Source organism: Qipengyuania citrea, from assembly GCF_024171405.1.
In the GTDB taxonomy this organism is placed as follows: Bacteria; Pseudomonadota; Alphaproteobacteria; order Sphingomonadales; family Sphingomonadaceae; genus Qipengyuania; species Qipengyuania profunda.
The window spans coordinates 76537-103381 of sequence record NZ_JALJZT010000001.1 but is presented as its reverse complement, the minus strand read 5'-3'; the positions used below and the strand labels follow the sequence as shown (position 1 = coordinate 103381).

The window sequence follows — 26845 nt, the reverse complement described above, 5'->3', positions numbered from 1 at the left end:
CTAGCGCGTAGCGGGCGCGAGGCAAGCGCCTCAGCAGGTCAGCCGGGTCAGGTTCTGCGTGTTGCTGATTTCATTGTTTTGCCGCCCACGCACGTTGAACGCGCTTTCGTAGCGGATGGTCGGCGGATCGAAAAACCCGGTCGAGACCAGCGGCTGGTAGTCGTAGGTCACTTCGACGAACATGACCGCAGTATCTTCGAGTGCGGTGATCTTGTCGCTGCCCGTGCCCAGCCCATCTTCGAGACTGTCGTCGTCCTTGCCATCGCCTTGTTCGCCATAGCTCGGGGTTACCGACGTATCGTCGCCCCAGCAGCGCTGCCAGACGATCGTTTGTCCCTCGTCCGAACCCGAGCGGCCATTGTGTTCGAGACTGGAGAGCACCATGCGCCCGTTGGGTTCGAAATCGAGCCCGCTCGAGGCATAGTCCGCGCCGGTGAAGACCTCGTAGATATTGGCTTCATCGATGCCCGAGGTCACACGCCCGGCATTGTCGGCCACGGTCATGGCCATCTGGCTGACCCGCAAATGCGACAGCGCGAGGTTCGACAGTTCGAGCCCGGTCAGCACCAGCATGAGGAAGATCGGCGCCGCGAAGGCGAACTCGGTCAGCGCCAGGCCGCGCGTGTCGCGGGCGATTGTGCGCAACGACTCAAGCACAGATCACCGCCGCGGTTGCCTGCTTGTCATAGGGTTGGTTACGGACCGCGGTCTGGAGCGTGTATTCCATGGTCGGGCCGACGCCGGGCAGGAAGTTCTGCAGCGGCAGGATCCGCGGAGTGCTGATCGACGCGCTGTAAAGCACGACGTCGTCCGCGCCGCCATTGCCGGTCTTGCCGGCGTCGGTATCGTAGCTGCCATTACCGTTGGCGTCTTCCCAGCAATCGTTATCGTCGGCGTCGAATTGCCCGTTGCCATTGTTGTCGGTCATCAGTTTCTCCGGATTGCCGATGGCGGAGAATTCGAAATAGCTTTTCTGCGTCACCGTGATCGACGCATTGGGCGCGACATGCTTGACCGTTTCCTCGATCAGGTTTTCGACCTGTTCCTCGACCGTACTGCCAGGCACGTTGATGATCGGGAATTCCACCGCCGCGGTCCGCGCTGCATCATTGAGCGCGCCCTGCATGGTCGACCGGACATAGCTGTTGTAGCCCAGTTCGAGCCCGCCCATCAGCAACAGCAGCATGGGGCCGACGACGAATGCGAATTCGACGATCGTCGCACCGCGCTCGTCCCCGCGCAGCCGGTGCAGGCTGGTACGCAGCCCGCTCACCGGGTGAGCCTCAGATTGCCGATGCCGCGTCCGATCGTTTCGAAGATCTGCTCCAGATCGGAACCGTCGGAAGTGTAGAAATGGGCAGCACTGGTGGCACAGATCGCGATATCATCGGTGTCGTTCTCGTCGAGCGCGATCACCCAGATGGTGGTGCCGGTCGCCTTCACCCGGTTGCAGATCGAGTGGAACCGACTGACATGTTTTTCTTCCTGCGTACCCGACCCGCTGATCCGCTCGTGATACCTGGTGATGCCCATGGCCGAGTACAGCGTATCGCCGGTGTCGAGTTCGCCGTCGGTCATGAAGACGATATGACGGTTCACCGGGACAAGGCCATGCTTGGTCGGGTTTTCGGCAGCGAACATCCCGGTCGGCGAGAGGAAGCGCGCGCCCCACAGCATGCCGATATCGTGATAGGTACCGCCGGTCACATTCGCCGTGGCAGCGTCGATCGCGTTGTCGAATGCGGTTTCGCTATTGTAGACCTTGAGCTTTTGCGCTTCCGACGGGCAACCGCTCTGTGACTCGCCTTCCTGGCTGTCGGGATCGTAGCGTCCCCACTGATAGGTCGTGTCGTTGCTGTTGGCCGCGACCGCATCGATATCGTTCTGGCTGACCGTCTTGAGCAGCGTGACCGGGCTTACGGTTTGGCCGATGCTGGACCGTTCTTCGATACAGCCGTCGCCGCTGGTCCGGAAAGCAGTCAGGTTCTGCTCGGTAGTCCGATACCCTCTGCCCCATTTCGAATCTTCGATGTCGACAGTGCGATATTCATACTCGGTGGATGCATTGTAAGTATAGTTCCGCCGGTTGTTGGACGGATACCGCCAACCCGAACTCCTGATGTCATCGCGGTCATCGTAGGTGTTGACGGTGCAATAGTCGTCCCGCCAGTTGCCATTGACCTTTACGTCGTAGCAGACCCGTTGCTTGTAAACCCGTTCGAAATGTTCCTGCTCCTGCAGGATATCCATATTTCGCAAACTGCGCGCGACATTCACCGTATGCGAATAGGACACGATACCGAAACGGGTGATCGATCCGTTGCCGCTGTCGTCGAGTGCGCGGTACAGACCTGTCGTGCCGTTGCGCAGGAGATCGATCTTGTCGAGGCTGCCGCCGGTGGACGGCCGGTTGCCCATCGAACCGGTCGTATCGAGCACCAGCATCACATCGTTATGGCCAAGGTCGCGCTTGGCGTCGCAATTGGCCTGGATCGGCACGGTGTCGTACCCGAAGATATGCATCAGCGAGGTCGGAATGACCGCGTTGGCGACGCCGATGATCTGCGCATTGTCGTTGGGATCGGTGTCGATCTCGAAGTTGAGGTCTTGCGCGCCCAGTGTGCCTTCGGGGAAATTGAACTGGAAGAACTTCTTCGCTTCCGTCTCGTTCGCGGTGGTCCACTTGTTGCCGTCCATCGACTGGCGGCCGGCCAGCGCCGCGGCGTCGCAGGCGTTCTGCAGTTTGGCCTTGGCCATATAGGCGAAGCTGAGATCGAGACTGCTCCCGATGACGACGACCAGCGGGATCAATGCCGCAGCGAAGATCGCCAGGGTATTGCCCTTCGTGTCGTTCCAGAGATTGCGCAGCATACAGATCATATAGGTAGCCCCCTGTGGGACAGCAGGTAGCCAGCGCACCGTTAAGAACGGCTTTTTCACCATGGTTAACAAATGGCAAAAATTTGTATAGCATGTGAGGAAACCGGGTTCGATTACCCGGGGAATAAATAGAACAACTACAAGAAAAAGACCAAAATCGGAGTAAGCGACTCAACTAATCATAGTCGCATTCTTTTCCGATTGATCTATTTATAGTTTGGCGCGGGTTATTATTCGGAAAGAAACGCAACAAGCGCTCTTACCTTTTTCGTCCGCCATTGCGGGGTCGGTGCGACCAACCAGTACGCGCGCCGCCCGGTATGCGGGCCGTCGAGCACCTCGAGCAGGCCCGCGTCGATCGAATCCTTCGCCAGCAGTTCGGGCAGGATCGCCTTGCCCAGCCCCGCCAGCGTCGAGGACAGCGCCTGGCCGGCATTGGACACGGTGACATGCGCCGCCACGCCGTCCTGCAGCGGCAGGCCCCAGTCGATCCACTTGTCGGGCGCCCCGCCGTGGCTTTCGGGGCGAGCCACGGTGACACGGCGCGCCTCGTCGAGCTCGATCCCCTGCAATTCGCCCGGACCGTCGACCAGCCGGATCGCGCAATCGAGGTTCGCCTCGGTGAAATCGGCATGTTCGTCGGCGACGAAGGTAAAGCGGATTTCGGGGTTCTTCTCGCCGAACCGCGCCAGCCGCGGCGCCAGCCATTGCGCGTAGAATTCGCGCGGACAGGCGATGGTATAACTGTCGAGCGCCTGGCCCGCCTGCATCGCGGACACGCTTTCCTCGAACTTGAGGAAGCCTTCGCGCAGCGCATCGAGACCCGCGGCGCCTTCCTGCGTCAGCTCCAGCCCCTTGCTCGTGCGGCGGAACAGCACGGTGCCGAGGTGATCCTCGAGCGCGCGGATCTGCTGGCCCACGGCGGCGGGCGTCACTGCCAGCTCGTCCGCAGCGCGGGTGAAGGACAGATGCCGCGCGGCGGCATCGTAAACGCGCAGGGCGTTGAGAGGCAGGTGAGTACGCTTCATGGTGCATTGCGACTTAAATGCGGCACACTCAGGAAACAAGATGCAGCGGTCATCCCTTTCCTTTAGCGAGACGATAGGACAGTTTGTAACCCAAGCGTCACACATGAGGATCATGGCCCAAGCCACACCAGCATGACTGTCGAAGCATCCCGAAACATCCCGGCCAATGATGCCGACATGACGGCGCCGCCCGCGCCGCGGGACCGCTATACCAATCGCGAGCTGAGCTGGCTGTCGTTCAACCGCCGCGTGCTCGCGGAGAGCGAGAACGAGCGCTATCCGCTGCTCGAGCGGCTGCGGTTCCTGTCGATTTCGGCGAGCAATCTCGACGAGTTCACGATGGTCCGCATCGCCGGGCTGGAGGGACAGGTCCAGCGCGGGATCGAGACGCAGGCGATCGACGGGGCCAGCCCGCGCCAGCAATTGGAGGCGATTCGCGGCCAGTTGCTCACGCTCGAAGACCGCCAGCAGAAAAGCCTCGAAACGCTGCGCACGCTGTTGTTCGAGGAAGGCATCATGCTCGCGCCGATCGACCGGCTGGAGAAGGACCAGCTGACATGGCTGGGCGAATACTTCGAAAGCGACATCCTCCCGCTGATCACCCCGCAGGCGATCGATCCGTCGCACCCCTTCCCCTTCGTCGCCAACAAGGGGATCGGGGTGATCTTCCGGCTCAAGCGCGGGCGGCGCAAGGCGGACCTGATCGAGATGGTGCTGATCCCCAGCGGCGCGCCGCGCTTCGTGCGCGTGCCGGGGGAAAAGGCGATCTATGTCGCGATCGAGCAATTGGTCACGCGCTTTGCGGGCCAGCTGTTCCCCGGCTTCAAGGTGCTCGGCGACGGCGTGTTCCGCGTCATCCGCGACAGCGATATCGAGGTCGAGGAAGAGGCCGAGGACCTCGTGCGGTATTTCCGCACCGCGATCCAGCGGCGGCGGCGCGGGCGCACCGTGCTGCTCGAGCTCGACGAGGATTGCGACGAGACCGCCGAAGCGCTGCTGCGCGAACAGCTCGAGGTCGAGGAGGCGATGATCGTCAAGAGCGACGGCATGCTCGGCCTCGCCGATCTTGCGGTCATCTGCAACGAGCCGCGCCCCGACCTCAAGTTCGAACCTTTCAGCCCGCGCTACCCCGAGCGCATCCTCGAGCATGACGGCGATTGCTTCGCCGCCATCCGCGAGAAGGACATCGTCATCCACCACCCGTTCGAAAGCTTCGACGTGGTGGTCGATTTCCTGCGCCAGGCGGCGCGCGACCCAGCAGTGGTGTCGATCAAGCAGACGCTCTACCGCGCGGGCGACCAGTCGCCGGTGATCGCCGCGCTGATCGAGGCGGCGCTGGCGGGCAAGGCGGTCACCGCAGTGGTCGAATTGAAGGCGCGCTTCGACGAGGAGCGCAACATCCACTGGGCGAGCGAACTCGAACGCGCCGGGGTGCAGGTGATCTACGGCTTCACCGAGTGGAAGACGCACGCCAAGGTCAGCCTGGTGGTGCGCCGCGAGGAGGATGGCTACCGCACCTATTGCCACTTCGGGACGGGCAATTACCACCCGATCAACGCCAAGATCTACACCGATTTGAGCTTCTTCACCGCCGACCCCGCGCTGGGACGCGATGCGGCCAAGATGTTCAATTTCATCACCGGCTACATCCAGCCCGACGATCTCGAACGGATCGCGTTGTCGCCGATCGGGCTGCAGGACACGCTGTACCAGCTGATCGACACCGAGATCGCCAATGCGCATGCGGGCAAGCCCGCGGGCATCTGGGTGAAGCTCAATTCGATCACCTACAAACCGATGATCGACAAGCTCTACGAAGCCAGCCAGGCGGGCGTGGAAATCCACATGGTGGTGCGCGGCATCTGCAGTCTGCGCGCGGGCCTGCCGGGCGTGTCGGAGAACATCCGCGTCAAATCGGTGATCGGCCGCTTCCTCGAACATTCGCGCGTCTGGGCCTTTGCCAATGGCAAGGCGCTGCCCAGCCGGCAGGCGAAGGTCTATCTGACCAGCGCCGACGCGATGAGCCGCAATCTGATGCGCCGTGTCGAGGTGATGGTCCCGATCACCAACAAGACCGTGCACGACCAGGTCCTGGGCCAGGTCATGCTCGCCAATATTCTCGACACCGAACAAAGCTGGCAGCTCGGTCCCGACGGCCAGTATCATCGCTTGCGACAGGAGGAAGGCGGCTTCAACTGCCACCAGTATTTCATGGCCAATCCATCGCTATCCGGGCGCGGTGCCGCGCTTGCCGACCATGAAGTCCCACGCCTGACGCTGCGGGGGTCCTCGCAGTGAGCGGATCGCGCTCGGCCAAATGGCAGCGGCGGCTGATGCAGCCCCCGCGCGCGGTCATCGACATCGGCTCGAACACCGTGCGCATGGTGATCTACGAAGGCACTGCACGCGCACCCGAGGTGGTGTGGAACGAGAAGGTCGCCGCGCGGCTCGGGCGCGATTTGTCCGAGACCGGGCGGATCCCCGATGAGGCGGCCGACGAAGCGCTCGCCGCGCTAGCGCGCTATGCGCTGATCATCGGCGATCTGGGCATCGAAGACGTCCAGACGGTCGCCACCGCCGCCGCGCGCGATGCCAAGAACGGGGCGCAATTCCTCGAGCAGGTCGCCGCGCTCGGGCTGGAACCGCGCCTGCTGACGGGCGAGGAGGAAGCCACCGCTTCGGCGATGGGCGCGCTGGGGGCCTTCCCCGGCGCCCGCGGCGTGGTTGCCGATCTTGGCGGGGGCAGCCTCGAACTGGTCTCGGTCGCGGACAATGCATGTCACGAGGCAGCCAGCCTGCAGCTGGGCACGCTGCGCCTGCCCGCGCTGCGCAGCGACGGCGCCGACGCCTTCGAGGCCGCGGTGCACGAACAGCTCGCCGCGGTCGGCTGGGCGGCGAAGCACCCGGGGCCGATGTATATGATCGGCGGCACCTGGCGCGCGCTGGCGGCCTATGCGATGCGCTACTTCGATTTTCCGCTGACCGATCCGCACGGCTTCACGCTGCTGCCCGACGATGCGCGGCGGCTGGCCCGCGAACTGATCGCGGCCGATCCGGAGGAATTGCGCGAAATCAGCGGGATCAGCCCGATGCGCGCGCATTACCTGCCCGATGCCGCGGCGCTGCTACGCCCGCTGCTCGACCGGATCGAGCCCGACGAGCTGGTGTTCTCCTCATGGGGCATCCGCGAGGGCCTGCTCTACAGCCGACTCGAGCCTGCGCAGATGAAGGCCGATCCGCTGCTCGCCGGGGTGACCGCCTATGCCGCGCCGCGCGATTCCTCGATCACCGAGGCGACGCTGCTGGCGGCATGGACGGTCGATCTGAGCGAAGGCGATGGCAAGCTCAACGAACGCCTCCGGCTCGCCGCAGCGCAATTGTCGGGCGCGCTTCACCGGGTCGAGCCCAATCTGCGCGAGAGCCATGCGGCCGAATGGGCGCTGGGCAAACGCTGGATCGATCTCGACGCGCGCGGCCGCGCCATGATCTGCGCCGCGCTGTTCGGCAGTCTTGGCCACACCGAATTGCCCGACAAGCTGCGCGTGCTCGCCAGCGATGACGATCTGCATGAAGGCGTGACCTGGGGGCTGGGTTTCCGCCTGGCCCGGCGGCTTGGCGGGGGCAGCCGCGTCTCGCTCACCACCAGTGCGCTGCGCCGCAAGAAGAAGAGCCTGATCCTGCGGCTCGACGAAAGCCGCGCCGCGCTGGCCAATTATCCCGCGACGCAGGATTTCGACAATTTGGCCCAATGGCTCGGCCTCAAGCCCAAGATCAAGATCGGCAGCTTCAACTTTTCCGGCGCCGGCGAGGACCAGGAAGACGACTAGCCCCAGCTCGGAACGACCCCCGTCGCTCGCCCGTTGGCCCTGGTAACAAAGGGGAAAACCGATGGATAGTGAACACAGCGGCGGCCATCACGGCAAATGGCCCACTTTCTTCGCCATGATCGCGACGTCGATCGTGACCATGTTCGTGCTCAAATACTCCGCGCTGTGGGAAGCGGATCACGCCTTCTTCAGCCAGACCCGCATGTGGATGGCGCTGATGATGGGCATGGCGATGATCATCATCATGCTCGGCTTCATGTGGGGCATGTACAAGAGCCTTGCCACCAAGCTTGTCGTCATGGGGCTGGCGGGCGCGGGTTTCATCCTGTTCCTGTTCCTTGTCCGCAGCCAGCAGACGGTCGAGGACGAGGCCTGGATGAAGGCCATGATCCCGCACCACTCGATCGCGATCCTCACCAGCGAACGCGCCGAAATCAGCGATCCGCGCGTGCGCGCGCTCGCCGACGAGATCATCGAGGCGCAGGTCAAGGAAATTGCCGAGATGAAGCTGCTGCTGGCGGATATCGAGGCCAATGGCGAGCTGGGTGACGGCACTGCCCTTCCCCCGCGCACAGCGGCGCTGACGCCCAAGCTGGAGGCCGAGGCGAAGGCTTCGCTCGAACGCCCGGTTACTGCGGAAATGGAAGAAGAACTCGACCCGGGCGGCTAACCCGGACGGGTCAGTTCGCCGTGGCCGGCGCCGCGAGCGGGAAGAAGGGGATACGCACTTCGATCGGCGAGCCGTCTTCGGCATGGAAGGTGTAGAAGCCTTCCATCGATCCATGCGGCGTATCGAGCGGACATCCCGAGACATAGTCATGGCTCTGTCCGGGCATCAGCACCGGCTGTTCGCCGACCACGCCATCGCCATCGACATGGCTGACCATGCCCGCGCCATCGGTGATCCGCCAGTGGCGCGTCATCAGCTGGACGCGCTCGTGCGAACCGTTTTCGATGCGGATGTGATAGACCCAGAACCACTTGCCCGCTTCCGGGCGCGATTGCTCGGGCAGGAAGTTCACCGCGACGCGGACGGTAATCCCGTCGGTCATGGCGGCATGCTGGAATAGTTCTTTGATCACGAGGGACAATCTAGCGTCCCCACCGCCCCGCGCAAGGAAACGCACGAAATTTTCCATGCCCCGGTTTGCGACCAATACGCGACCGGGCTCAGTCGGCGGGGTTATGCTTGGCCAGGAAAGCAGTGAGCTGATCGAGCCATCGCTGCTCGTTTTCGGGCTCGTCGAAAGAATGCCCTTCCTCGTCGAACACGAGTTCCACCGGTGCGACAGGCGCCTTCCGCGCAGCGCGGGTGAACTTGCGGAACTGCGACCAGGGGACGCGATCGTCCTTCTTGCCCTGTGCGATCAGTACCGGGCGGTTGAGCGTCTCGGCGTGGCGATAAGGCGACACGTCGTCGAGATCGAATTCTTCTTCCCCCTCGACGCGCTGGCGCCATCTGCGGCTGGCCTCACGCGTGAAGAACCGCCGATCGTATTTGAGGATCAGGTTCCAGTCGGTCACGCCGGCAAAACTGGCGGCACAGCGGTACCGTTCGGGATTGCGGATGACCGCCCATAGCGCGGCATAGCCGCCATAGGATCCGCCCACCACGCAAACCCGCGCCGGGTCGGCAATGCCCCGCGCGACCGCCCAATCCATCCCGTCGTCGAGATCGTCCTGCATGCCGCGGCCGATCTGGCCGACGCCGAGATCGTAGAAATCCTGCCCATACCCACCCGATCCGCGAAAATTGGGCTGCAACACCGCATATCCGCGGTTGGCGAGCAATTGCACCTGGTCGTCATAATCCAGCTTGTCGCGAATGCCGTAGGGACCGCCATGCGGCAGGATAATGAGCGGCAAGCCGCTGGCTTCGCGTCCCCGGGGGAGCGTGAGGTAACCGTGGACGCGCGTACCGTCGCGCGCGGTATAGGCAATGGGTTTGGGCACTGCGAGATGTGTAATGTCGATCTCGGGGCGCATTTCGACCAGCACTTCCATGCGTTTGCCGGTGACATCGTAATTGTAGATGAGCCCGGGATCGGCCTCGCTCCCCGCCCGCACCAGCATCCGCGAATTGTCCTTTGCGCGCGAAATGACCCATATCTCGTTTTGGGTCAGCGACCGTTCGAGCTGCGCATAGGTCTCGGCATAGCCTGCATCGAGCCAGTGCGCGCGATCGCGAACATCGGTGAAGAAGGCACCGACAGGCTTGCCGTCGCGAAACAGCACGCTTTCCACGTCATGCTCGGGATGCTCGTAAACCAGCTCCACCGGCTCGCGGGTGGACAGATCGAAAATATACAGCCCGACCCTGCCGCTCGGGCCTTCATGCAGGACATGGCCGTGATCCGACCCGCTAACGATCTGCGCGACATCCCAGAACTTGTCCTCGATTTCGTCGGCCTTGAGCTTCTCGATAAGCCGCAAGTCCGCATCGGGGCCCGACCGATAGTAAATCCGCAACCGGCCGAGACGCCAGCCGGTACCCAGGCGGACGACACCACTGCTATCGGCATGCCAGGACCACACCCCAGGACGAGGGTCCTGTACCCGCCACCGTTTGCCCCCCGCCGCCAGTTCGTACCGGTAGACCGAGGGATAAGCGCGAACGTCCTTCTGGACCGAAACCAGCGCATAGCTGCCGTCCTCGGCGATGAAGATCACGTCGTCGCCTTCGACGACGGGTTCGTCATTACCAAGGATGTCCGAGGTCCCCGCCGCCATGTCGAGCAGGAGCAACCGTGTGTAACGCACCTCGTCGCCGAAGAAACTCCCCAGCGTGGACAGCGACACGAGCAATTTGTCGTTGCCCGCCCAGCGAATCCATTCGACGTCATCGTCATCGTTGAGCGCGTAACGCCGCTGCAGCGAATGGTCGGCTGCGTCGAGCACCGCCAGGAACTTGCCTCGCGACGCCGTCACATGCGTGACGATGGCCTTGCCGTCGGGCGAGAGATGGAGCGAGGAAAACATACTGCGCGAAGCGAAGGAGCGCGTCGGAATCGGGGGCGGACGCGTGTCCTGCGGGCTGGTGGCGGTGGCCGGTGCGGCCTTCTGCGCAAGAACGGCAGGTGCCCCGACCACGGACAAAACACACAGCGCTGCAAATACCGAAAAACGAGACATGCGACCCCCGAAGTAATTCCCCTGGCCATCAGACTTAACCAGTCCGCGGCGACTGGCAAGCACGGGATCGGGTTAATTTCGGTTTACCGGGACTGGTGAGATTTTCCCAAGGGCTATGCTGCACAAGGCACAAACGGGTCGCACCTATTCATTGCCGAAGTCATTCGGGTCGCGCGGCCGACGGATTGGATCACGACGGGGGGAGTCGGAATATGCTGTTCGCATTCATCAGGCGCCTCGTGCGCGATCAGGGTGGCGATTCGCTGGCGGCGATGGTGCTGTGTTCGCCGCTTCCGGCGATGCTCTACCTCTCGATCTAGGGCCTGCCGCCGCCAAGATAGGCCTCGATCTGCTCGAGGCGTTCCTTGCCGAACCACATTTCCCCATCGACGAAGAAGGTCGGGATGCCGAAGGCGCCGCGGGCAACCGCGGCTTCGGTATTGGCCGCCAGCTTCGCTTTGACGCCCGGTTCCTGCGTCGCAGTGAGCAGGCGCTCGGCGTCGAACCCGGCTGCCGCCAGTTCGGCCCCGACCACTTCGGCATCGCCGCAATCGATATTACGCTCCCACACTGCGGGCAGCAGCGCCTCGACCAGCGCCTGGCGTTCGGCCTCGTCCGATGCAGCCACCAGAACGCGCTGGAGCAGGATCGAATTGAACGGCAACGCGGGGTGCATGCGGAACTGGTCCATGCCGTGCCGGTCGAGGAAGCGCTGGAATTCCAACGCGGCATAGGGAACCTTGCCCTTCACATCGGCGTCACGCATCATCGGCGGGGCATTGCCGGTAAGCTTGTGCATCCCGCCGAGGAACACCGGCGTCACCACCAGCTGCGCCCCGGTGCGCACGATGATCTGCTTGAGCGGATACCATGCGAGATAACCGTTCGGCGCGGCGAGATCGAAAATATATTCCAGCGTCTTGGTCATGCGGGTCCTCTCCCTTTTCCCTGCGGTAACCGTTTGGTGGTAGGGATGCGAGAATGAAACGCTTCGCCCTGCTTCTCCCGCTGGCGCTGCTTGCCAGCCCCCAGCTGCCGGCGCTTGCGCATCCCGGGGGTCTCAATGCCGAGGGCTGCCACAACAACCGCAAGACGGGCGAGTATCACTGCCATCGCAATCGGCGCACCACGCAGCCGGCGCCGACCGCGCAGCTGCAGGGCGGGGTCTATTTTCCCAATTGCACCGCCGCGCGGCAGGCGGGCGCCGCGCCGATCTATCGCGGGCAGCCCGGTTACCGGCCCGCGCTGGACCGCGACAATGACGGGGTGGCCTGCGAGCCCTATCGCGGGCGCTAGCGGCCCGGCGCTTCCTGCCGCCGCCCTGTCGCTGCCGCCGGCGATCCTGCGACCGACTTCGCGGAAAATGGGGATAGACCGATCGGTACAGGGTTGCGAATGATTTGCATTAGCATACGATGCGGGTCTGCAAAGGAGACGGCATGGCCCATTCGCACGATTCGACCGCACTCGACCTCCCCCTCCCCGCGCGGCGGCACCAGACGCTTGCGCTGGTGCTTGTCCGCCGGCTTGCGGGGCACGGCCTGCACGATGCGCGCGCGACCATGCTCGCGCTCGATGCCGGGGGGACCGAGTTCCGCCGTCTGCTGGTGCTGGCGCGCGCGCTGGTGGTCGATCTCGCGCGGACCTCGCGGCGCCGGATCCTGCTCGCGCCGTGCTGCGCGGCGGGGATGACGCGCGACGAAGGACTGCTGATGGCGATGATCGGCGGCGGCGGGCTCGATGTCCACGGCGTGCTGACCGACGATGCCGGCTGCGCCATCGCAATGACCACCGCGCATGCGCTGGGCGACGAGCTGGAGCGGCTCGCAACCCGCAACGACTGGCGGCGCTAGAGCCCCGCGGCGGCCAGCGCGCGGTCGAGGTCTTCCTTGACGTCCTCGACGTCTTCGAGCCCGACATTGATCCGCAGCAAGCCTTCGGTCACGCCCATCTCGTCGCGCGCCTCCTGCGTCATGCCCGCATGCGTGGTGCTCGCCGGGTGGCACATCAGGCTGCGCGTATCGCCGATATTGTTCGAGATATCGACCAGTTCGAGCGCGTCGAGCAGCGCGAAGGCGGTGGCGCGGTCGCCCACGTCGAGCGCGAAAATCGGCCCGGTGGCGACCATCTGCTTGCGGGCCAGTTCGTGGCGCGGGTGGCTGGGCAGACCGGGATGGAGCAGCCTGGGCACGCGCGGTTCGATGAACTTGCCCAGCGCGACTGCATTTTCGCTCTGCCGCCGTGCACGCATGTCGAGCGTTTCGAGCCCCTTGAGCACCACCCAGGCGTTGAACGGCGCACAATTGGGGCCGGTGTTGCGCTGGAAGGGCAGTAGCACATCGTCCACCCATTGCTGCGAGCCGCATACCGCGCCCGCGAGCACGCGGCCCTGCCCGTCCATCAGCTTGGTCGCCGAATAGGCCACCACGTCGGCCCCGAAATCGAGCGGGCGTTGCAGCGCGCTGGTGGCGAAGGCGTTGTCGACCACGGTGACGATGCCATGCGCCTTGGCCACGCCGCAGACATGCGCCAGATCGACAATGTCGAGCGTGGGGTTAGCGGGGGTTTCGAAGAAGAACACCTTGGTATTGGGCCGGATCGCGGCTTCCCATGCGTCGTTGTCGGCGCTGTCGATCACGCTGGTCTCGATCCCGAAGCGCGGCAGCAGATGGTCGAGCAGCCAGCGACACGAGCCGAAGGCCGCGCGTGCGCCGACCACATGGTCGCCAGCGGAAAGCTGGCACAAGAGCGCCGCGGTCATCGCCGCCATCCCGCTCGCCTGCGCGCGGCACGCCTCGGCGCCTTCCATCAGCGCGATGCGTTCCTCGAGCATAGCGACGGTCGGGTTCTGGAGGCGCGAATAGGTCATGCCCGCAGCCTCGCCCGCGAACCGGTCGGCGACGGTCTGCGCGTCGTCATAGGTATAGCCCGAGGTGAGGAACAGCGCTTCGCTGGTCTCGCCATGTTCGCTGCGCCAGGTACCGCCGCGCACCGCCTGCGTCGCGGGGCGCCATTTGGCGGTGATCGAACGGTCCATGCCGGTGGTCTTCTTCATGACAGGGGCGTCTAGGCAGGCCCCGGGATAACGGCAAGCAATGGCTGTTGTATCCTTGCAAACGCTCGCTTAATCGCCCCGCATGAGCCGCGCCCCCGAACAGGTCCAGGATCCGCTTCGCTGGTGCGCCGCGCTGGCGCTTGTCTTCTGGCTCGGCTGCCTGCCCTACCTGACCGCGGTGCCGCACCCCTATTTCGACGAGGTCCACTACCTGCCCGCCGCGCGCGAGCTGCTGATGCTGGGCGAGTTCACCAATCGCGAGCATCCGCTCGTCGGCAAGGAGTTGATCGCGCTGGGGATCGCGCTGTTCGGCGACAATCCGGTCGGCTGGCGGCTGCTGCCCACGCTGTTCGGCGCGCTGGCGCTGTTCGCCGCAATGCGCGCACTGTGGTTCGGCACGCTGAGCCGCTTCGCCACGCTGGCATACGGCCTGCTCCTCGCGACCGGTTTCCACCTGTTCATCCATGCGCGCATCGCGATGCTGGATATCTTCTACCTCGCCTTCCTCAGCCTTGCCGCCTGGCAATTCGCCGCGGCGATCCGCCAGCCCGAGGAAGGCCGCTGGCGGCTGGTGCTGGCGGGCATGGCGCTGGGGCTGGCGATGGGCGCCAAATGGAACGCGCTGGCAGTGGCGATGCTGCCGGGCCTGGCCTTCCTCGCCGCGCGCGCGCTGGCGGGACGCCGCCGCCTGTTCTTCAGCCGCCGCGGCGCGCCGGTACCCGGGATTACGCTGGTCGAGGCCGCGCTCTGGCTCGGCGCGGTGCCGCTGGCGGTCTATGCGGCGAGCTTCGCACCCGGCTTCTTCTTCCGTGTCCACCCGATTTCGGAGGGGCTCGTGTTCCACCACCAGTTCATGCTGTCGCAGCAGGAGCAGGTGCTCAAGGCGCATCCCTACCAGTCGACCTGGGAGCAATGGGTGCTCAACGCGCGCTCGATCTGGTATCTCTACGAACCGGTCGCGGGGGTGCAGCGCGGCATCATGCTGATCGGCAATCCGCTGACCATGCTGCTCGGCCTGCCTGCGCTGGCGTGGTGCGCCTGGCACGGCGTACTGCGCCGCCACTGGACCGCGCTGGCGGTGGCGCTGGTCTATGCGGTGAGCCTGGGATTCTGGATCGTGGCGAGCAAGCCGGTGCAGTTCTATTATCACTATGCGCTGCCGAGCATGGCGCTGCTCGCCGCGCTGGCGCTGGTGTGCGATGCGCTATGGCAGAACGGCTGGCGCAAGAGCGCGCTGGCGCCGCTCCTCGGCAGCGTGCTGATGTTCGGCTGGTTCTACCCGATCATCAGCGGCGCCCCGCTGGTGGGCCCCGACAGCTTCGCGGTGTGGACCTGGATGGAAAGCTGGCGGTAGGGAGGTGCGGTGCGCTTGCTGGATTGCCGCGTCGCCTGCGGCTCCTCGCAATGACTGTGCTATTGAGAGGATCACCCTTCCGAGAAGTCATTGCGAGGAGCGCAGCGACGAAGCAATCCAGTGCTATACAGCGATGTCCCCATAGAGATCGCGCCAAGTCGGATTGAACGCTTCGATCAGCGCCAGCTTGCGCTGGCGCGACCCAGCCTTGAGCTGCTTCTCGCGCAGGATCGCCAGCTCGATATCATCGTGCCATTCGTACCAGACGAGCAGCTTGCAGCCGTAGCGCTTGGTGAACCCGGCGCCGGCGCCCTCGCGATGCTGCCATGCGCGTTGCGGCAGGTCCGAGGTGACGCCGGTATAGAGCGTCCCGTTGCGGCGGTTCGCCATGATATACACCGCCGGTTGGAAGTCCTCGCGATAGGCCATACCAATGCCTTAGCATATCGCCGCGCCGCCTTTGCTCCGCCGGCTGGATTGCCGCGTCGCTTCGCTCCTCGCAATGACTGCGCTCTATTTCCCCAGTCATTGCGAGGAGCCGCAGGCTCCGTGGCAATCCCGGGCTATCTGGCGCTCAATACCGACCCCAGACGAAGCGGCTCGACAGGGCGTAGTTCCATACCGAGCCGATGCCGATGCCGACCAGCGCGGCGAGCACTTCGTGCAAGCCGCGGTCGTTGAGCGTGGTGGCCACCGCGACATTGGCGAAGGCGCCGATCGAACAGGCGGCGATAAAGCTGACCCAGCCCCAGAACACGCGGTTGGGTTCCTTCAGGCGGCGGTCGCGATAGGTGAGGAAATTGTTGAGCCAGAAGTTGAAGGTCATCGCGCCGAAGGTCGCGACCGCCTGGCTCCAGCTGAAGCTCGTCCCCGCCACCAGCAGGAAGGCATAGAGGATCGCCATGTGCACGCCGATGCCGATGACCCCGACCGTGCCGAACAGCGCGAAGCGCGTCGGGATGATGCGGCCGAAGCTCTTGTCGTAGAGACCGGCGAGGAAATCGAGCGCGATCGCGCGGTCGAGCTTGCTTTCGCCGGAGCGGCGGGCGGAGAAATTCATCGGGAAGTCCTTCACCTTGAGCGGTGTTTCGGAAGTGGCGAGCAGGTCGAGCAAGATCTTGAAGCCGATGCCCGAGAGATTGGGCACCAGCCGCCGCGCGGTGGCCGACGGCAGCAGAAAGAACCCGCTCATCGGGTCGCTGAGGTCGACCCCAGTGAGCTTGCGCGCCAGCATGTTGGCGACGCTCGACAGCTTCTCGCGGTCGGGGCGGCCCCATTCTTCCATGCTCGCGCCATCGGCAAAGCGGCTGGCGACGGCGACATCCGCCTCGCCCGCCTTCACGCTGGCAAGCATCGCCACCAGCAATTGCGGATCGTGCTGGTGATCGGCATCCATCACCGCGACATAGGGTGCGGCAGTGGCGCAAAAGCCCTCGATCGCGGCGCTCGACAGGCCGCGGCGGCCGATCCGCTGGAGCACGCGCACGCGCGGGTCGGACAGCGACAGCCGCCGCGCTTCGTCGCTGGTGCCGTCGGCGGAATTGTCGTCCACCACCAGCACTTCCCAGCCGGTCTTGCCCAGCGCGCCTTCGATCCGTTCGACCAGCGGGGCGAGATTGTCGCGCTCGTTGAGCGTCGGCAGGATGATCGCAAGCTCCAGCGTGCTGGCGCTGGCAGGGGCGGGATCGGCCATGGAAGGCTGCGTCTGCGGTGTCATATCCATTGCATGACCCGGTTATGCCGCAATCCTCAAGATGTGGTTACGATCTTCCTAACAATCGCACCGCCGATATCGCCGGTCGAAGCGGTCCCGCCAAGGTCGCCGCCCAGCACGCCATCGGCCAGTATCCCCTCGACCGCGCGTTCGATCCGCGCGGCGTCCTGTTCGCGGCCGAGCGAGTGGCGCAGCAGCATCGCCAGGCTGAGCACTGCGGCGACCGGGTTGGCCTTGCCCTGCCCGGCAATATCGGGCGCGCTGCCATGGATCGGCTCGTACAGGCCGAAAGTGCCGTAGTCGGTCTGCCGTTCACCCAGCGACGCGCTGGCGAGCAAGCCGATCGAGCCGACGCAGGCGCTGGCCTGGTCCGACAGGATATCGCCGAACAAATTGCCGGTGACGATGGTGTCGAACTGCCCCGGCGATTTGACCAGCTGCATCGCGGCATTGTCGACATACATGTGGTCGAGTTCGACCTCGGGGTATTCGGCAGCGACGGCGATCACGGTTTCGCGCCAGATGCGGCTGGTTTCGAGGACATTGGCCTTGTCCACGCTGGTCAGTTTCTTGCCGCGCCCCATCGCCGCGCGAAACGCGCTGTGCGCGATACGGCGGACTTCGGCTTCGTTATAGGACATCATGTCCCAGCCCTCGCGCCCGCCATCGCTGCCGCGTTCGCCCTTGTCGCCGAAATAGACGTCGCCATTGAGTTCGCGCACCACCAGCAGGTCGATGCTGCGCGCGACTTCGGGCTTGAGCGAGGACAGGTGTTCGAGCCCCGGGAAGCCGGCCGCTGGCCGCAGGTTGGCGAACAGCCCCAGCTCGCTGCGCAGGCCGAGAATCGCCTGTTCGGGGCGCAGTTCGCGCGGCAGATCGTCGCAGGAAAAATCGCCCACCGCGCCGAACAGCACCGCATCGGCGGCTCGCGCCATATCCAGCGTTTCGGGCGGCAACGGGTGCCCGTGGCGGCGATAGGCGGCGGCGCCGACATCGCCCTCGAACAGCGTCAGCCCGGGCAGGTCCAGCGTTTCGAGCACGCGGCGCGCCTGCGCGATGACTTCGGGGCCGATGCCGTCGCCGGCGAATAGTGCGATTTTCATCCATCATCCAGTCATTGCGAGCGAAGCGAAGCAATCCAGTCCCGAGATGGCTGGATTGCCGCGTCGCCTTCGGCTCCTCGCAATGACTGACTCAGGAAACCATCCGTGCCAGCCGCTGCCTGAGGAGTTGCCGTGCAGCTAGGACGTCGGCGCGGGTGTCGGCAAGCAGGTAGCGCGCGATCAGCGCTTCCTGCCGGTCGAGAATTTCCAAGGCCTGCCCAAGGTCGGCTATCGCGGGCCGCTGGCCGCCATAGCCCAGCTCGCGCAGCAGCAGCGCCTCATAGACCGCCAGCGCCTCGACCCACTGCCGCGCGCTATCGGACGAACAGATTGCATCGAGCAGTCCGCCAAGCGCGGAATGGAGCGTGGGATAGGGATTGCGCTCGGGCAGCGCGCTCGCAGTGAGCGCGGTCACCCAGTTGATCGCCGCAGCGGCAAGCGGCTCGCCCAGCCACGGCCCGCGGCTGGTGACCAGTTCGAGCCGCGCGAAGGGCAGCTGGCTGTCCGACCTGGCGCGGATTTCGGCCTGCACGATATTGCCCGGGATCACCACCGGGCGCAGCTGCCGCCCGCGCCCGCCCGCGACATAAGCGGCGACCATGCCGTGCTGCTCGGTCAGCATGCGCGCGATGACCGCGGTTTCGCCATGCGCACGCGCGGCAAGCAGGATGGCGGGAGCGGAAAGCTGCATGGGGCGGCCTTAGCCGCTCGCATCGATCCTGCGAAGACGGCGGATTCGACTTGTGGGGCGGCGTATTGCGGGCTGCGACATCAGCTGGGCCCCTGCCTTCGCAGGGGCGACGGAGATATCTCAGGTGGTCTGTCGCCCCTGCGCAGGCAGGGGCCTAGATAAGATCAGCGAAATTGCACCATCACAGGATCGTCTCGAACAGGTCGTTCCAGTCGGGATTGTCGCGCCGGATCAGCCTGAGCTTCCATTGCCGCTTCCACCGCTTCATCGCCTTCTCGCGCGCGATCGCGTCATGGATATCCTCATACTGCTCGGCATAGACCAAGCGCGTGAGGCCATGCTTGCGGCAGAATTCGGACCCCTGCCCTTCGCGATGCGCATGGATGCGCGCGGCTATCTCGGCGGTGACCCCGATGTAGAGCGTGCCGTGCGGGCTGTTGGTCATGATATAGACCCAGCCGCCCGGCATCGTTCAGACTGCGAACCGAGAAGTCAGCTGGGCCCCTGCCTTCGCAGGGGCGACGAGAGTAGATTGGGCGATTTGTCCCATGATGGCGACTATAATCCCAACCGTCGCCCCTGCGAAGGCAGGGGCCTAGATAAGGTCTCTGCCCGCAGACCGCCAAGCGGCCAAAGCCTACTTGATCCGGGCTTCGAGCGCTTCGACGCGGGCTTTGAGGTCTTCCGCCTCGGCGCGGGCCTTACTGGCCATGGTCTTCACCGCGTCGAATTCCTCGCGGCTGACGAAATCCATCCCGCCGAAACTTTCCTTGGCGCGTTCGCGCGCGGCGTCGCGCGCCTCGCGGCCCATGCCGGCCAGCGTGCCGGCTGCCGAATTGGCGAGTTTGACGAAATCGGCGATCAGGGGATTCTGGCTCTGCATAGGGTTCAGATGGGACGGGATGGGGTTTTTGTCTAGCCTCAAGCGCCGGCGGCCGCATTCGCGGCCTTAGGCTATCCTCGCTCATGCGACCTGACGGTCGCATCGCTGCGGGCGCGCGGTCGCGCTTGCCATCCGCTGGTCGCGGACGGGACCAGCGCTACTCCAGCATGGTGGCGTTGGTATCCGAGCCGTAGGCGAGGCAAGGCCGACTGGCCGCCCGCAGGGGCCCGGAGCGAAGCGGAGGAACAGCCCCGAGGACGAAGCCGTGGATGCGGGTTCGAAAATCAAAGACTCCCCCCTAAATCCGCACCCGCTCGACCGCGCCCTCGGCATACCCGCCATCGGCATCGGGGTTGAGCTGGAGGAACTGGTAATTCAGCGCGGTGGCGAAGCAGACCCAGGCGAGATAGGGCAGCAGCAGCAGCGCGGCGAGCCGGCGGACGCGCCAGAACAGCGCGATTACCACCAGCAGCGTCACCACGATCGCGCCGAGCAGCATCAGCGCGCCCGAGATCTGCTGCGCGCCGAAGAACACGTAGCTCCACGACAGGTTGAGCGCGAAATGCACCGCGAAGACCCACAGCGCGGCGGTCCGTCCGCGCGCGCCCCAGGCCGAGGCCACGATCGCCACCGACAGGCCGATCATGACATAGAGGATCGTCCACACGATCCCGAACCATTTGGGCTCGGGATAGATGCCCGGTTTCTCCAGCTGCTGGAACCACGCGGTGTCGGGCCCGCCCAGCTGGCCGGCGACGAAGCCGAGCAGCACACAGAGCGGGACGGTGAACAGCGCCCAGCGAATGAAACTTGCGCGCAATTGCCCGCGCGACGCCAACATGTTCATGTAATTTTCCCGTCAACGATTCGTTTCATGCGTCTTTTGCCGAGCGCGGTGCGGGCTGGCAATGCGGCGGTGGGTTCAGGGCTTCACGATACCCTTGGCAAACAGGCTGCGGACCGTGTCCTCGATGGTCTGTTCGGCGGGGATGAAGGTATAGCCGAGCACCTGTTCGGTATGCTTGCCCGAGACGTCGCGGACATTGCCGAGCTCGCCCTTGATCTGCTTCATTTCGTCCATGAACAGCGCGAGCAGCCGGACCAGCCAGTTGGGCATCGGGCGGCTGGGCACCTTCTTCGCATGTTCGGGCACGCGCGCGCGGACCACATCGGCCATTTCGCGCAGCCAGAGGAATTTCTCCGAGGTCGGGAAACGCTCGCCGCGGACCTTTTCGGCGGGCGCCTCGAGCGCGCGGACATGCGCCTCGGCGACATCGCGGACATCGGTCACGCAGATGCCCATATTGGGGATCAGCGGGATCGAGCCGTCGATGATCTTCTTCACCAGCTCGACGCTGGTCGACATGTCGACGTCATAGACCGGGCCGAACACCGCCACCGGGTTGATCGAGCAGAACACCATGGTCGGCGCCTTGGTCGCGACCCAGTCGCGCGCGGCGCGTTCGGCCACGGTCTTGCTCTCGATATAGGGCGGCACGCCCGCGGTGAGATTGGTCCAGTCGAGATGGGTGAAATGGTCCTTTTCCGGCTGGCCATAAGCGATCGCCGCGGCGCTGCTGGTCTGGACGAAGCGCTTGATCCCCGCCTTGTCGGCAAATTCGAGCGCGCGCAGCGTTCCTTCGCGCGCGGGCACCACCAGCTCGTCCTTGTCGCTGGGCACGGCGAGCGGGAATGGCGAGGCGACATGCGCCACCGCGTCGCAGCCGGCATTGGCTTCGGCCCAGCCCGCATCGCTCATCAGATCGGCCTCGAACACCGCCAGCCGATCGCCGGCTTCGCTCCAGCGCGCACGCAGTCTCGGCTCGCTCTTGCCCTTGTCGCGGACAGTGGTGTGGACACTGTGCCCCCTGGCCAGCAGCTGGTCGATTACCTCGCCGCCGATATAGCCCGTGCCCCCGGTTACCAATATTGTCATTGCCATCTGTCTGCCCCCCGCATCATTTGGTAAGCGGAGAGTTAGGCAGAATGGTTGCAAGGGGCAACGCAGTTGCGATGAAACAGGTCGATTACCTCGTGATCGGGGCGGGAATAGCCGGTCTGTCGGCAGCCGCGCGGGTGGCGCGGCATGGGGAAACGCTGGTGTGCGAGGCGGAAGACGCGCCGGGGGTGCATTCCTCGGGCCGCAGCGCTGCCTTTGCGCATTTCGACATGGATGCCTGGCTCGTCCGCGCGCTGACCGCCGCCAGCATCGCGCTGTTCGAAGCGCCGGGCGCGCAGCCGCACCCCGCGCTGTTCGTGGCGCTGGCGGGGCAGGAGGAAGCGCTCGACCGGCTGGAGGCGAATTACCGCGAATGGGCGCCGCATGTCCGGCGGCTGTCGGTAGCCGCGGCACAGGAGCATGTGCCCGTGCTGCGCGAGGGCGACGGCGGGATTGTCGGCGCGCTGCTCGACCTGCAGGCGCGCAAGCTTGACGCGCATGCAATGCTGGAGGCGCATCGCAAGGCGCTGCTCGCCGCGGGCGGATCGATCGCGGCCAAGGCGCCGGTGACCGCGCTGCGCCATGAGGGCGAACGCTGGATCGTCGATACGCCGGGGGCAAGCTATGCCGCGGGGGTGGTGGTCAATGCCGCGGGGGCGTGGGCCGATACGGTCGCGCAGATGGGCGGCATCGCCGCGCTCGGCATCACCCCGCTGCGGCGCACGGTCATCACCTTCGATGTGCCGGTCGACGTCACCGGCTGGCCCTTCACCAAGACCGTCGGCCCGGGCTTCTATATCGAACCCGAAGGCAGCGGCCGCCTGCTCGCCAGCCCGATGGACGAAGGCGAAAGCGCGCCCTGCGACGCGCAGCCCGAGGAAGAAGACGTCGCGCTGGCCGCCTGGCGGGTGGAGGAAGCGACCACGCTCACCGTTTCGCGGCTGGCGAGCAAATGGGCGGGCCTGCGCAGCTTCGCGCCCGACCGGCTGCCGGTGGCGGGTTTCGACCCGTCCGCGAGGGGCTTCTTCTGGCTGGCGGGACAAGGCGGCTTCGGCCTGCAGACCTCGCCCGCGATGGCGCTGGCGGTAGAGGCGCTGGTGGCGGGCAGCGCATGGCCCGAGGAACTGCACGCGGTGGGCGTGACGCCCCAAATGCTGGCGGCGGAGCGGCTCCGCGCGCGCGCTGGCTAACGGCCGCTGGCAGGTGCCGGATTACCCGCGCCTCACCGGCTGGCGGTCAGGTAGTCCATCACGAGGTCCCACGAGCCGAAGCCGAGGAAAATCCGCCCCGCCATCATCGACATCAGCAGGATCAGCAGCACCACCCACACCAGCATGATCCCGCTGGTCATCCGCCAGCTGGTCGGCGGCAGGCCCTGGATCAAGAACATCGCGATCCCCGCTACATTGACGCAGACGAGGTTGACGGTGAACAGGAACAGCGCATTGGCGCCCGCTTCGGGAATGCCCGCCCCGGTATAGATGCCCGCCGCGGTCAGGGGCGGAACCAGCGCGACGGCGATCATCACCCCGACCAGCGCGAGCGAGGCGCCGCGACTGAAAGCCAGCACGCCCGCGGCGCCGCAGGCCAGCGCGAGCGCGATATCGGCGGGCTGGACCAGCGTGCGGTTCTTCAGTTCGGGGACCAGCGGGTCGATTGCCACCGTCATGCCGAGGACGACACCCGCCAGCACCGCGAGGACGCAGCCGATGGCGAGCGTCGCGGCCGCCTGCCGGCCCAGCTTCCCATTGCCGACCGTCGCCGCCAGCGCCAGCCCCATCGTCGGCCCGAGCAGCGGCGCGATAATCATCGCGCCGATGACCACTGCGGTCTGCCCGCTGCGCATCCCCAGGCCGGCGATGATCGCCGACAGCGTCACCGTCAGCAAATAGGCGGGCCCGGGGTGCAGGCTTTCCTCGATGTCGTCGTAGAGTTCGTCGGTGCTGAGCCGGTCGCGGCTGAAGAACCGCTCGATCCGCGTCGGGGTCGGCAGGTCGGCCGACAGCGGCAATTCGGTGACCGGCGTTTCTTCGACCACCGGAAGGACCGCCTGCAGCTCGGACACCAGCGCGGAGAATTGCGGCAGGTCTCCGAAGGCCTCGCCCAGATCGGCGAGCAGGCGTTCGGTATAGCGTTGCTGGACGATGCAGGTGTATTTTTCCTGCGCCCCGGGCACGGTTTCCCGCCAGAACCGGCGCGTGTGGCGACCGAGGATGGTCTCCAGATCGCGGACCCGGTCTTCGGGCAGGTAGATCTGGACGAGCCTGGCCGGCATTCAGTTCATCCGATCACGCCGCGCGCGGATCAATAGCCACCCGGCGGATCGCTGGCGGGGAAGCTTTCGTCGAGATCCTCGTCGGTCTCGGTCCATTCGCGCGCGTCCGGATCGCGCATTGCGCCGGGACCGGCATCGCGCACGTCGGTATGGAAATTATGCGGCTGGTCTTCCGCAAAGGCGGCATTGCGGGATGCGTCCTTGCGCTTGAACAGCGAGTATCCGGCAAGCCCTGCGAGCCCGAGTGCCACCATCTTCCCGATCACCGAACTTCTCCTGTCATGCGTTTAGTTCTGCGGCGCGCCGTGCACATGGACATCGTGACCCGAATGCTTCGTCAGGATGTCGACCGCGCGTTGTTCGTCGCCGCTGTCCCAGGTGCGCACCCAGAGCAGCAGCCCGCCATGTTCAAGCTGGTTCTGCAGGTTTTCGGCGTGCCGGTCACCCACCAATTTCGCCAGACCGGCGCCCAGCGCGCCGCCGGCCCCGCCCGCAACCGCTGCGCCCACGATCACTGCGAGCAGCGAGCCGCCCGATGCCACGATGGCACCGATCGCGGTCGCCGCCGCGATATAGAGCGGCGTGGCGATCAACGCCCCCTGCGCGTCGCCGATCGATTCCTTGGGGATATAGATCGCGCGCGGCACGGCGGGATCGTCCTCCAGCTCGGCGACCTTGTGATAGCGGTGGCCAAGCTGCTTCTCGACCGTCTTCTCGGTCGCCAGCAGGCTGATCTCCGCACGGTCGAAACCTGAACTGAGCAGCTCGTCGATCGCTTCCTCGAGCTCCTTGCTCGCATCGAAATAGGCGACGGCCTCGCGGATGTGAAAGGCATCGGGCGTGCTGGTCATAGGCTGTGCTCCTGCGATCGGGCTATGCGCCTGCGCGGCTGCGGCGCGGGGCAGCGTATCACTCGGTGGTGCCGCCGTCCCATTCCTCGTCGTGGTGGCGCGCCTCGGCATCGGCCTTGGTCGCGTGGATCACGCCGTCCATATGCTCGGGCGGGCCGTAAACGGTATAGAGGCGCAGCGGTTCGCTGCCGGTGTTGCGGACATTGTGCCGCGCGCCGGCCGGCACGATCACCGCGAAATCATCCTCGACCGGGTTCTCCACCCCGTCGATATCGACCACGCCCTTGCCTTCCTCGAAGCGGAAGAACTGGTCGCGGTCCTCATGGACCTCCTCGCCGATATCGCAGCCCGGCGGCAGCGTCATCACCACGAGTTGCAGGTGCTTGCCGGTGTAGAGAACCTGGCGGAAATTGTCGTTCTCGACAGTCCGCTGCTCGATATTGTCGCAATAACCCTTCACGCAAGTTCCCCTTGTCACCCGCCGCTGAACCGCGCCACGCTAGGCCGGGAACGCCGTAGGCGCAATCCGGGTCGCTGGGCATTGCGGCAAACGGCACGGCCCGTCTCAGGGTTGCGAGGCGTGGATCCGATTGGCTTCGTAGGCTTCGACCTCGAGCGGCATGTTTTCGTGCCCGTGAGCGATGAGTTGCTTCATGTATTTTTCCACGAAGGCTCCGAAACTCGCATTGCGCTCGATCTGCTGCACATGGACCAGTTCGTGGGCGAGCAGCGGCCATGTCAGGTCGAAACCGTTGCGCACCCAGATGGTATAACCGAACGCCTGCGCGTTATTGGTGATACCCGGCCCGACAAACCCCAGCTCCTCGCCGATCTTGCGCATTTGCGGATCTTCCGATGGAAAGGGTATTTCGTCGACGTATACCAACCGCACTTTTTCCGGATGCTCGATCCCGATCCGGGTGGCCAGCTCGACCTGCGCCGGCGTCAGCGCGATGCCGCGCGCCTGCCCCTCGATTTCGATGGTTCTCACCCATTCGACATAATTCGCGAGGAAGGTCGCGTATGGGCTGCTGGCTTCACCCGCGGCCGGGCGATTGGCTTCAATGTCCTGGCCCGCCTCGGCAGCATTCGCAGGGCCGGCAAGGGCAGCGCAGGCCGAGGCCGCTGCGGCCAGCGCAGCCGTTTTCAGCGTCCGCGACCGAAAGGTGGCGGTAATCGAGCGAAAATTCTTCATGGTATGGTCCCTGACAAGCCTTTCAACGGGGCCTAGCCGGGCGCTCCAGACCTGTCTTGAACGTCATTGCTCACGATAGCGGGCAGGCGAGATTCCGACCATGCTCTGGAACTGGCGCGTGAGATGGCTCTGGTCGGCGAAACCCAGATCGGATGCAACATCGGCCAGGGGCGCACCCGCCAGCACCATTTCCTTGGCCGCATGGATGCGCCGCTGCGTGCGGTAGGCAAGCGGACTGAGGCCGTGCGCGCGCGTGAAACTCCGCGCCAGATTGTACTTGGTCACACCCGCGGCATCGGCCAGTTCATCGAGACCGAAATTCTCGTCATAGCGCGCGTCGATATACCCCTTCGCCCGGCGAACTGCCTCCGGTAGCCGGTCGTCTCGATCCGGTTCGACAGCTGCGGCGAACGCGATACCGACTATTTCCGCAAGCGCGGTGTCTTCTTCCAGCCTGTCGCCGGTCCCCGCTTCGAACCAGCGGTGCAACTCCAGCAGCCGCTGGGCGCACACGGGGTCGCAGCGCACCGGCGCCGGAAAGCGCAGGTCCGAGCGGCCGACATAGGACCGTGCCACGTCTGCGCGAATGTAGAATACCCGATAGCGCAAGGTCGCGTCTCCGAGTGTGGCATTGGCATGCGCCGTGCCCGCATCGATAGTGATCATGTCGCCTTCACCGACCACATACGAGGCGCCATCGATGGTCAGTGTTTCGCCGCCGCTTTCGACCACGCCCACCACATACTGGTCGTGCATGTGCACGGGAAAGCTGCGGTTGCGATAAGCCACCGACACAAGCTCGATGTCGACGTGCTTGGGACGCGTAAAGCTGGCGGATGACGGGTGTTCCATCGTACCGGCCTAAGCACCGGGCCGAGCGCTTCGCAATGCGCAGCTGTCGACTCTTCCCCGCCGCTC

29 protein-coding genes are annotated in these 26845 nt (G+C 65.1%); 7 read left to right on the top strand and 22 right to left on the bottom strand.

Annotated features, from left to right (window positions below; genetic code table 11):
• Positions 1-30: 30 nt before the first annotated feature.
• From J2S32_RS00505 to J2S32_RS00490, 4 genes are all read right to left on the bottom strand, one after another.
• Positions 31-657 carry a TadE/TadG family type IV pilus assembly protein gene (locus J2S32_RS00505; RefSeq protein WP_253515064.1) on the bottom strand — a complete coding sequence of 209 codons (627 nt, stop codon included), beginning with the start codon at positions 655-657 and terminating at the stop codon, positions 31-33.
• Complete coding sequence (locus J2S32_RS00500; protein WP_253515062.1) at positions 650-1273, bottom strand: TadE/TadG family type IV pilus assembly protein; 624 nt, start codon at positions 1271-1273, stop codon at positions 650-652. The genes J2S32_RS00505 and J2S32_RS00500 overlap by 8 nt, the downstream gene beginning before the upstream one ends.
• On the bottom strand, positions 1270-2880 hold the full coding sequence (locus J2S32_RS00495) for a TadE/TadG family type IV pilus assembly protein (RefSeq protein ID WP_253515061.1): 1611 nt from the start codon (positions 2878-2880) through the stop codon (positions 1270-1272). The genes J2S32_RS00500 and J2S32_RS00495 overlap by 4 nt, the downstream gene beginning before the upstream one ends.
• A gap of 230 nt (positions 2881-3110) precedes the next feature.
• Complete coding sequence (locus J2S32_RS00490) at positions 3111-3908, bottom strand: LysR family transcriptional regulator (protein ID WP_253515060.1); 798 nt, start codon at positions 3906-3908, stop codon at positions 3111-3113.
• Positions 3909-4040: 132 nt separating this feature from the next.
• Here J2S32_RS00490 and J2S32_RS00485 point away from each other — a divergent pair, with 132 nt between their 5' ends.
• From J2S32_RS00485 to J2S32_RS00475, 3 genes are all read left to right on the top strand, one after another.
• The gene (locus J2S32_RS00485; RefSeq protein WP_437181911.1) at positions 4041-6206 is read left to right on the top strand and encodes an RNA degradosome polyphosphate kinase; all 2166 of its coding nucleotides are present in this window, start codon (positions 4041-4043) and stop codon (positions 6204-6206) included.
• Positions 6203-7735 (top strand): Ppx/GppA phosphatase family protein, encoded by a 1533-nt coding sequence (locus J2S32_RS00480; RefSeq protein WP_253515059.1) that lies wholly within the window; start codon positions 6203-6205, stop codon positions 7733-7735. The genes J2S32_RS00485 and J2S32_RS00480 overlap by 4 nt, the downstream gene beginning before the upstream one ends.
• A gap of 61 nt (positions 7736-7796) precedes the next feature.
• Positions 7797-8405, top strand: a complete 609-nt coding sequence (locus tag J2S32_RS00475; RefSeq protein ID WP_253515058.1) for a DUF305 domain-containing protein — start codon at positions 7797-7799, stop codon at positions 8403-8405.
• A 10-nt stretch (positions 8406-8415) separates the two neighbouring features.
• Here J2S32_RS00475 and apaG read toward each other — a convergent pair whose 3' ends face one another.
• The 3 genes from apaG to J2S32_RS00460 all read right to left on the bottom strand — a co-directional run bounded on the left by apaG (position 8416) and on the right by J2S32_RS00460 (position 11795).
• Complete coding sequence (apaG, locus tag J2S32_RS00470) at positions 8416-8814, bottom strand: Co2+/Mg2+ efflux protein ApaG (protein WP_253515177.1); 399 nt, start codon at positions 8812-8814, stop codon at positions 8416-8418.
• 91 nt (positions 8815-8905) lie between these two features.
• The gene (locus tag J2S32_RS15775) at positions 8906-10825 is read right to left on the bottom strand and encodes an alpha/beta hydrolase family protein (RefSeq protein WP_253515057.1); all 1920 of its coding nucleotides are present in this window, start codon (positions 10823-10825) and stop codon (positions 8906-8908) included.
• A gap of 358 nt (positions 10826-11183) precedes the next feature.
• Positions 11184-11795, bottom strand: coding sequence for a 2-hydroxychromene-2-carboxylate isomerase (locus tag J2S32_RS00460; protein WP_253515056.1), 612 nt, complete (start codon positions 11793-11795; stop codon positions 11184-11186).
• Positions 11796-11848: 53 nt separating this feature from the next.
• Between J2S32_RS00460 and J2S32_RS00455 the strand changes: the two genes are divergently transcribed.
• Both J2S32_RS00455 and J2S32_RS00450 read left to right on the top strand, forming a co-directional pair.
• Positions 11849-12163 carry an excalibur calcium-binding domain-containing protein gene (locus J2S32_RS00455; protein WP_253515055.1) on the top strand — a complete coding sequence of 105 codons (315 nt, stop codon included), beginning with the start codon at positions 11849-11851 and terminating at the stop codon, positions 12161-12163.
• A gap of 143 nt (positions 12164-12306) precedes the next feature.
• On the top strand, positions 12307-12720 hold the full coding sequence (locus J2S32_RS00450; protein WP_253515054.1) for a DUF6628 family protein: 414 nt from the start codon (positions 12307-12309) through the stop codon (positions 12718-12720).
• Here the strand turns inward: J2S32_RS00450 and J2S32_RS00445 are convergent.
• Positions 12717-13922, bottom strand: coding sequence for a trans-sulfuration enzyme family protein (locus J2S32_RS00445; RefSeq protein WP_253515052.1), 1206 nt, complete (start codon positions 13920-13922; stop codon positions 12717-12719). The two genes, J2S32_RS00450 and J2S32_RS00445, sit on opposite strands and share 4 nt — an antisense overlap.
• An 82-nt stretch (positions 13923-14004) precedes the next feature.
• On the opposite strand from J2S32_RS00445, the gene J2S32_RS00440 reads away from it, so the two are divergent.
• Positions 14005-15276: a phospholipid carrier-dependent glycosyltransferase gene (locus tag J2S32_RS00440; RefSeq protein WP_253515050.1), complete on the top strand. Its 1272-nt coding sequence runs from the start codon at positions 14005-14007 to the stop codon at positions 15274-15276.
• Positions 15277-15399: 123 nt separating this feature from the next.
• Here the strand turns inward: J2S32_RS00440 and J2S32_RS00435 are convergent, their stop codons facing one another.
• The 8 genes from J2S32_RS00435 to J2S32_RS00400 all read right to left on the bottom strand — a co-directional run bounded on the left by J2S32_RS00435 (position 15400) and on the right by J2S32_RS00400 (position 21609).
• Positions 15400-15705 (bottom strand): GIY-YIG nuclease family protein, encoded by a 306-nt coding sequence (locus tag J2S32_RS00435; RefSeq protein WP_253515048.1) that lies wholly within the window; start codon positions 15703-15705, stop codon positions 15400-15402.
• A gap of 145 nt (positions 15706-15850) precedes the next feature.
• Positions 15851-16993 (bottom strand): glycosyltransferase, encoded by a 1143-nt coding sequence (locus J2S32_RS00430; RefSeq protein ID WP_253515046.1) that lies wholly within the window; start codon positions 16991-16993, stop codon positions 15851-15853.
• Positions 16994-17025: 32 nt separating this feature from the next.
• Positions 17026-18093 carry a 3-isopropylmalate dehydrogenase gene (gene leuB, locus J2S32_RS00425; protein WP_253515044.1) on the bottom strand — a complete coding sequence of 356 codons (1068 nt, stop codon included), beginning with the start codon at positions 18091-18093 and terminating at the stop codon, positions 17026-17028.
• 91 nt (positions 18094-18184) lie between these two features.
• Positions 18185-18784 carry a DNA repair protein RecO gene (gene recO, locus J2S32_RS00420; RefSeq protein WP_253515042.1) on the bottom strand — a complete coding sequence of 200 codons (600 nt, stop codon included), beginning with the start codon at positions 18782-18784 and terminating at the stop codon, positions 18185-18187.
• A 181-nt stretch (positions 18785-18965) separates the two neighbouring features.
• Positions 18966-19253 carry a GIY-YIG nuclease family protein gene (locus J2S32_RS00415; protein WP_253515040.1) on the bottom strand — a complete coding sequence of 96 codons (288 nt, stop codon included), beginning with the start codon at positions 19251-19253 and terminating at the stop codon, positions 18966-18968.
• A 168-nt stretch (positions 19254-19421) separates the two neighbouring features.
• Positions 19422-19667, bottom strand: a complete 246-nt coding sequence (locus tag J2S32_RS00410; protein WP_253515038.1) for an accessory factor UbiK family protein — start codon at positions 19665-19667, stop codon at positions 19422-19424.
• Positions 19668-19965: 298 nt separating this feature from the next.
• Positions 19966-20514 (bottom strand): TspO/MBR family protein, encoded by a 549-nt coding sequence (locus J2S32_RS00405; RefSeq protein ID WP_253515036.1) that lies wholly within the window; start codon positions 20512-20514, stop codon positions 19966-19968.
• Between the two features lie 75 nt (positions 20515-20589).
• A complete protein-coding gene (locus J2S32_RS00400; RefSeq protein WP_253515034.1) occupies positions 20590-21609 on the bottom strand; it encodes an NAD-dependent epimerase/dehydratase family protein in 1020 nt (339 codons plus the stop codon).
• Between the two features lie 71 nt (positions 21610-21680).
• Here J2S32_RS00400 and J2S32_RS00395 point away from each other — a divergent pair, with 71 nt between their 5' ends.
• On the top strand, positions 21681-22796 hold the full coding sequence (locus J2S32_RS00395) for an NAD(P)/FAD-dependent oxidoreductase (protein ID WP_253515032.1): 1116 nt from the start codon (positions 21681-21683) through the stop codon (positions 22794-22796).
• A gap of 32 nt (positions 22797-22828) precedes the next feature.
• Here J2S32_RS00395 and J2S32_RS00390 read toward each other — a convergent pair whose 3' ends face one another.
• The 6 genes from J2S32_RS00390 to J2S32_RS00365 all read right to left on the bottom strand — a co-directional run bounded on the left by J2S32_RS00390 (position 22829) and on the right by J2S32_RS00365 (position 26779).
• Entirely contained in the window at positions 22829-23881 is a 1053-nt protein-coding gene (locus J2S32_RS00390) for a TIGR00341 family protein (protein WP_253515030.1), read from the bottom strand.
• Positions 23882-23910: 29 nt separating this feature from the next.
• A complete protein-coding gene (locus J2S32_RS00385) occupies positions 23911-24147 on the bottom strand; it encodes a hypothetical protein (protein ID WP_253515028.1) in 237 nt (78 codons plus the stop codon).
• Between the two features lie 21 nt (positions 24148-24168).
• The gene (locus J2S32_RS00380; protein WP_253515026.1) at positions 24169-24732 is read right to left on the bottom strand and encodes a hypothetical protein; all 564 of its coding nucleotides are present in this window, start codon (positions 24730-24732) and stop codon (positions 24169-24171) included.
• Between the two features lie 58 nt (positions 24733-24790).
• Entirely contained in the window at positions 24791-25192 is a 402-nt protein-coding gene (locus tag J2S32_RS00375) for a cupin domain-containing protein (protein WP_253515024.1), read from the bottom strand.
• Between the two features lie 105 nt (positions 25193-25297).
• Positions 25298-25927, bottom strand: coding sequence for a hypothetical protein (locus tag J2S32_RS00370; RefSeq protein WP_253515022.1), 630 nt, complete (start codon positions 25925-25927; stop codon positions 25298-25300).
• Positions 25928-25990: 63 nt separating this feature from the next.
• The gene (locus J2S32_RS00365; RefSeq protein ID WP_253515021.1) at positions 25991-26779 is read right to left on the bottom strand and encodes an AraC family transcriptional regulator; all 789 of its coding nucleotides are present in this window, start codon (positions 26777-26779) and stop codon (positions 25991-25993) included.
• Between the last annotated feature and the right edge of the window lie 66 nt (positions 26780-26845).

Excerpts from the sequence above, each read along its gene's own strand:
- J2S32_RS00390 (WP_253515030.1), bottom strand. The coding sequence starts at position 23,881 with ATGCCGGCCAGGCTCGTCCAGATCTACCTGCCCGAAGACCGGGTCCGC.
- J2S32_RS00405 (WP_253515036.1), bottom strand. The coding sequence starts at position 20,514 with ATGAACATGTTGGCGTCGCGCGGGCAATTGCGCGCAAGTTTCATTCGC.
- leuB (WP_253515044.1), bottom strand. The coding sequence starts at position 18,093 with ATGAAAATCGCACTATTCGCCGGCGACGGCATCGGCCCCGAAGTCATC.
- J2S32_RS00450 (WP_253515054.1), top strand. The coding sequence starts at position 12,307 with ATGGCCCATTCGCACGATTCGACCGCACTCGACCTCCCCCTCCCCGCG.
- J2S32_RS00365 (WP_253515021.1), bottom strand. The coding sequence starts at position 26,779 with ATGGAACACCCGTCATCCGCCAGCTTTACGCGTCCCAAGCACGTCGAC.
- J2S32_RS00395 (WP_253515032.1), top strand. The coding sequence starts at position 21,681 with ATGAAACAGGTCGATTACCTCGTGATCGGGGCGGGAATAGCCGGTCTG.
- J2S32_RS00475 (WP_253515058.1), top strand. The coding sequence starts at position 7,797 with ATGGATAGTGAACACAGCGGCGGCCATCACGGCAAATGGCCCACTTTC.
- J2S32_RS00445 (WP_253515052.1), bottom strand. The coding sequence starts at position 13,922 with ATGAAGAAGACCACCGGCATGGACCGTTCGATCACCGCCAAATGGCGC.
- J2S32_RS00440 (WP_253515050.1), top strand. The coding sequence starts at position 14,005 with ATGAGCCGCGCCCCCGAACAGGTCCAGGATCCGCTTCGCTGGTGCGCC.
- J2S32_RS00490 (WP_253515060.1), bottom strand. The coding sequence starts at position 3,908 with ATGAAGCGTACTCACCTGCCTCTCAACGCCCTGCGCGTTTACGATGCC.
- J2S32_RS00415 (WP_253515040.1), bottom strand. The coding sequence starts at position 19,253 with ATGCCGGGCGGCTGGGTCTATATCATGACCAACAGCCCGCACGGCACG.
- J2S32_RS00435 (WP_253515048.1), bottom strand. The coding sequence starts at position 15,705 with ATGGCCTATCGCGAGGACTTCCAACCGGCGGTGTATATCATGGCGAAC.
- J2S32_RS00370 (WP_253515022.1), bottom strand. The coding sequence starts at position 25,927 with ATGAAGAATTTTCGCTCGATTACCGCCACCTTTCGGTCGCGGACGCTG.
- J2S32_RS00430 (WP_253515046.1), bottom strand. The coding sequence starts at position 16,993 with ATGACACCGCAGACGCAGCCTTCCATGGCCGATCCCGCCCCTGCCAGC.
- J2S32_RS00410 (WP_253515038.1), bottom strand. The coding sequence starts at position 19,667 with ATGCAGAGCCAGAATCCCCTGATCGCCGATTTCGTCAAACTCGCCAAT.
- recO (WP_253515042.1), bottom strand. The coding sequence starts at position 18,784 with ATGCAGCTTTCCGCTCCCGCCATCCTGCTTGCCGCGCGTGCGCATGGC.
- J2S32_RS00495 (WP_253515061.1), bottom strand. The coding sequence starts at position 2,880 with ATGATCTGTATGCTGCGCAATCTCTGGAACGACACGAAGGGCAATACC.
- J2S32_RS00460 (WP_253515056.1), bottom strand. The coding sequence starts at position 11,795 with ATGACCAAGACGCTGGAATATATTTTCGATCTCGCCGCGCCGAACGGT.
- J2S32_RS00485 (WP_437181911.1), top strand. The coding sequence starts at position 4,041 with ATGACTGTCGAAGCATCCCGAAACATCCCGGCCAATGATGCCGACATG.
- J2S32_RS00455 (WP_253515055.1), top strand. The coding sequence starts at position 11,849 with ATGAAACGCTTCGCCCTGCTTCTCCCGCTGGCGCTGCTTGCCAGCCCC.
- J2S32_RS00380 (WP_253515026.1), bottom strand. The coding sequence starts at position 24,732 with ATGACCAGCACGCCCGATGCCTTTCACATCCGCGAGGCCGTCGCCTAT.
- J2S32_RS00400 (WP_253515034.1), bottom strand. The coding sequence starts at position 21,609 with ATGGCAATGACAATATTGGTAACCGGGGGCACGGGCTATATCGGCGGC.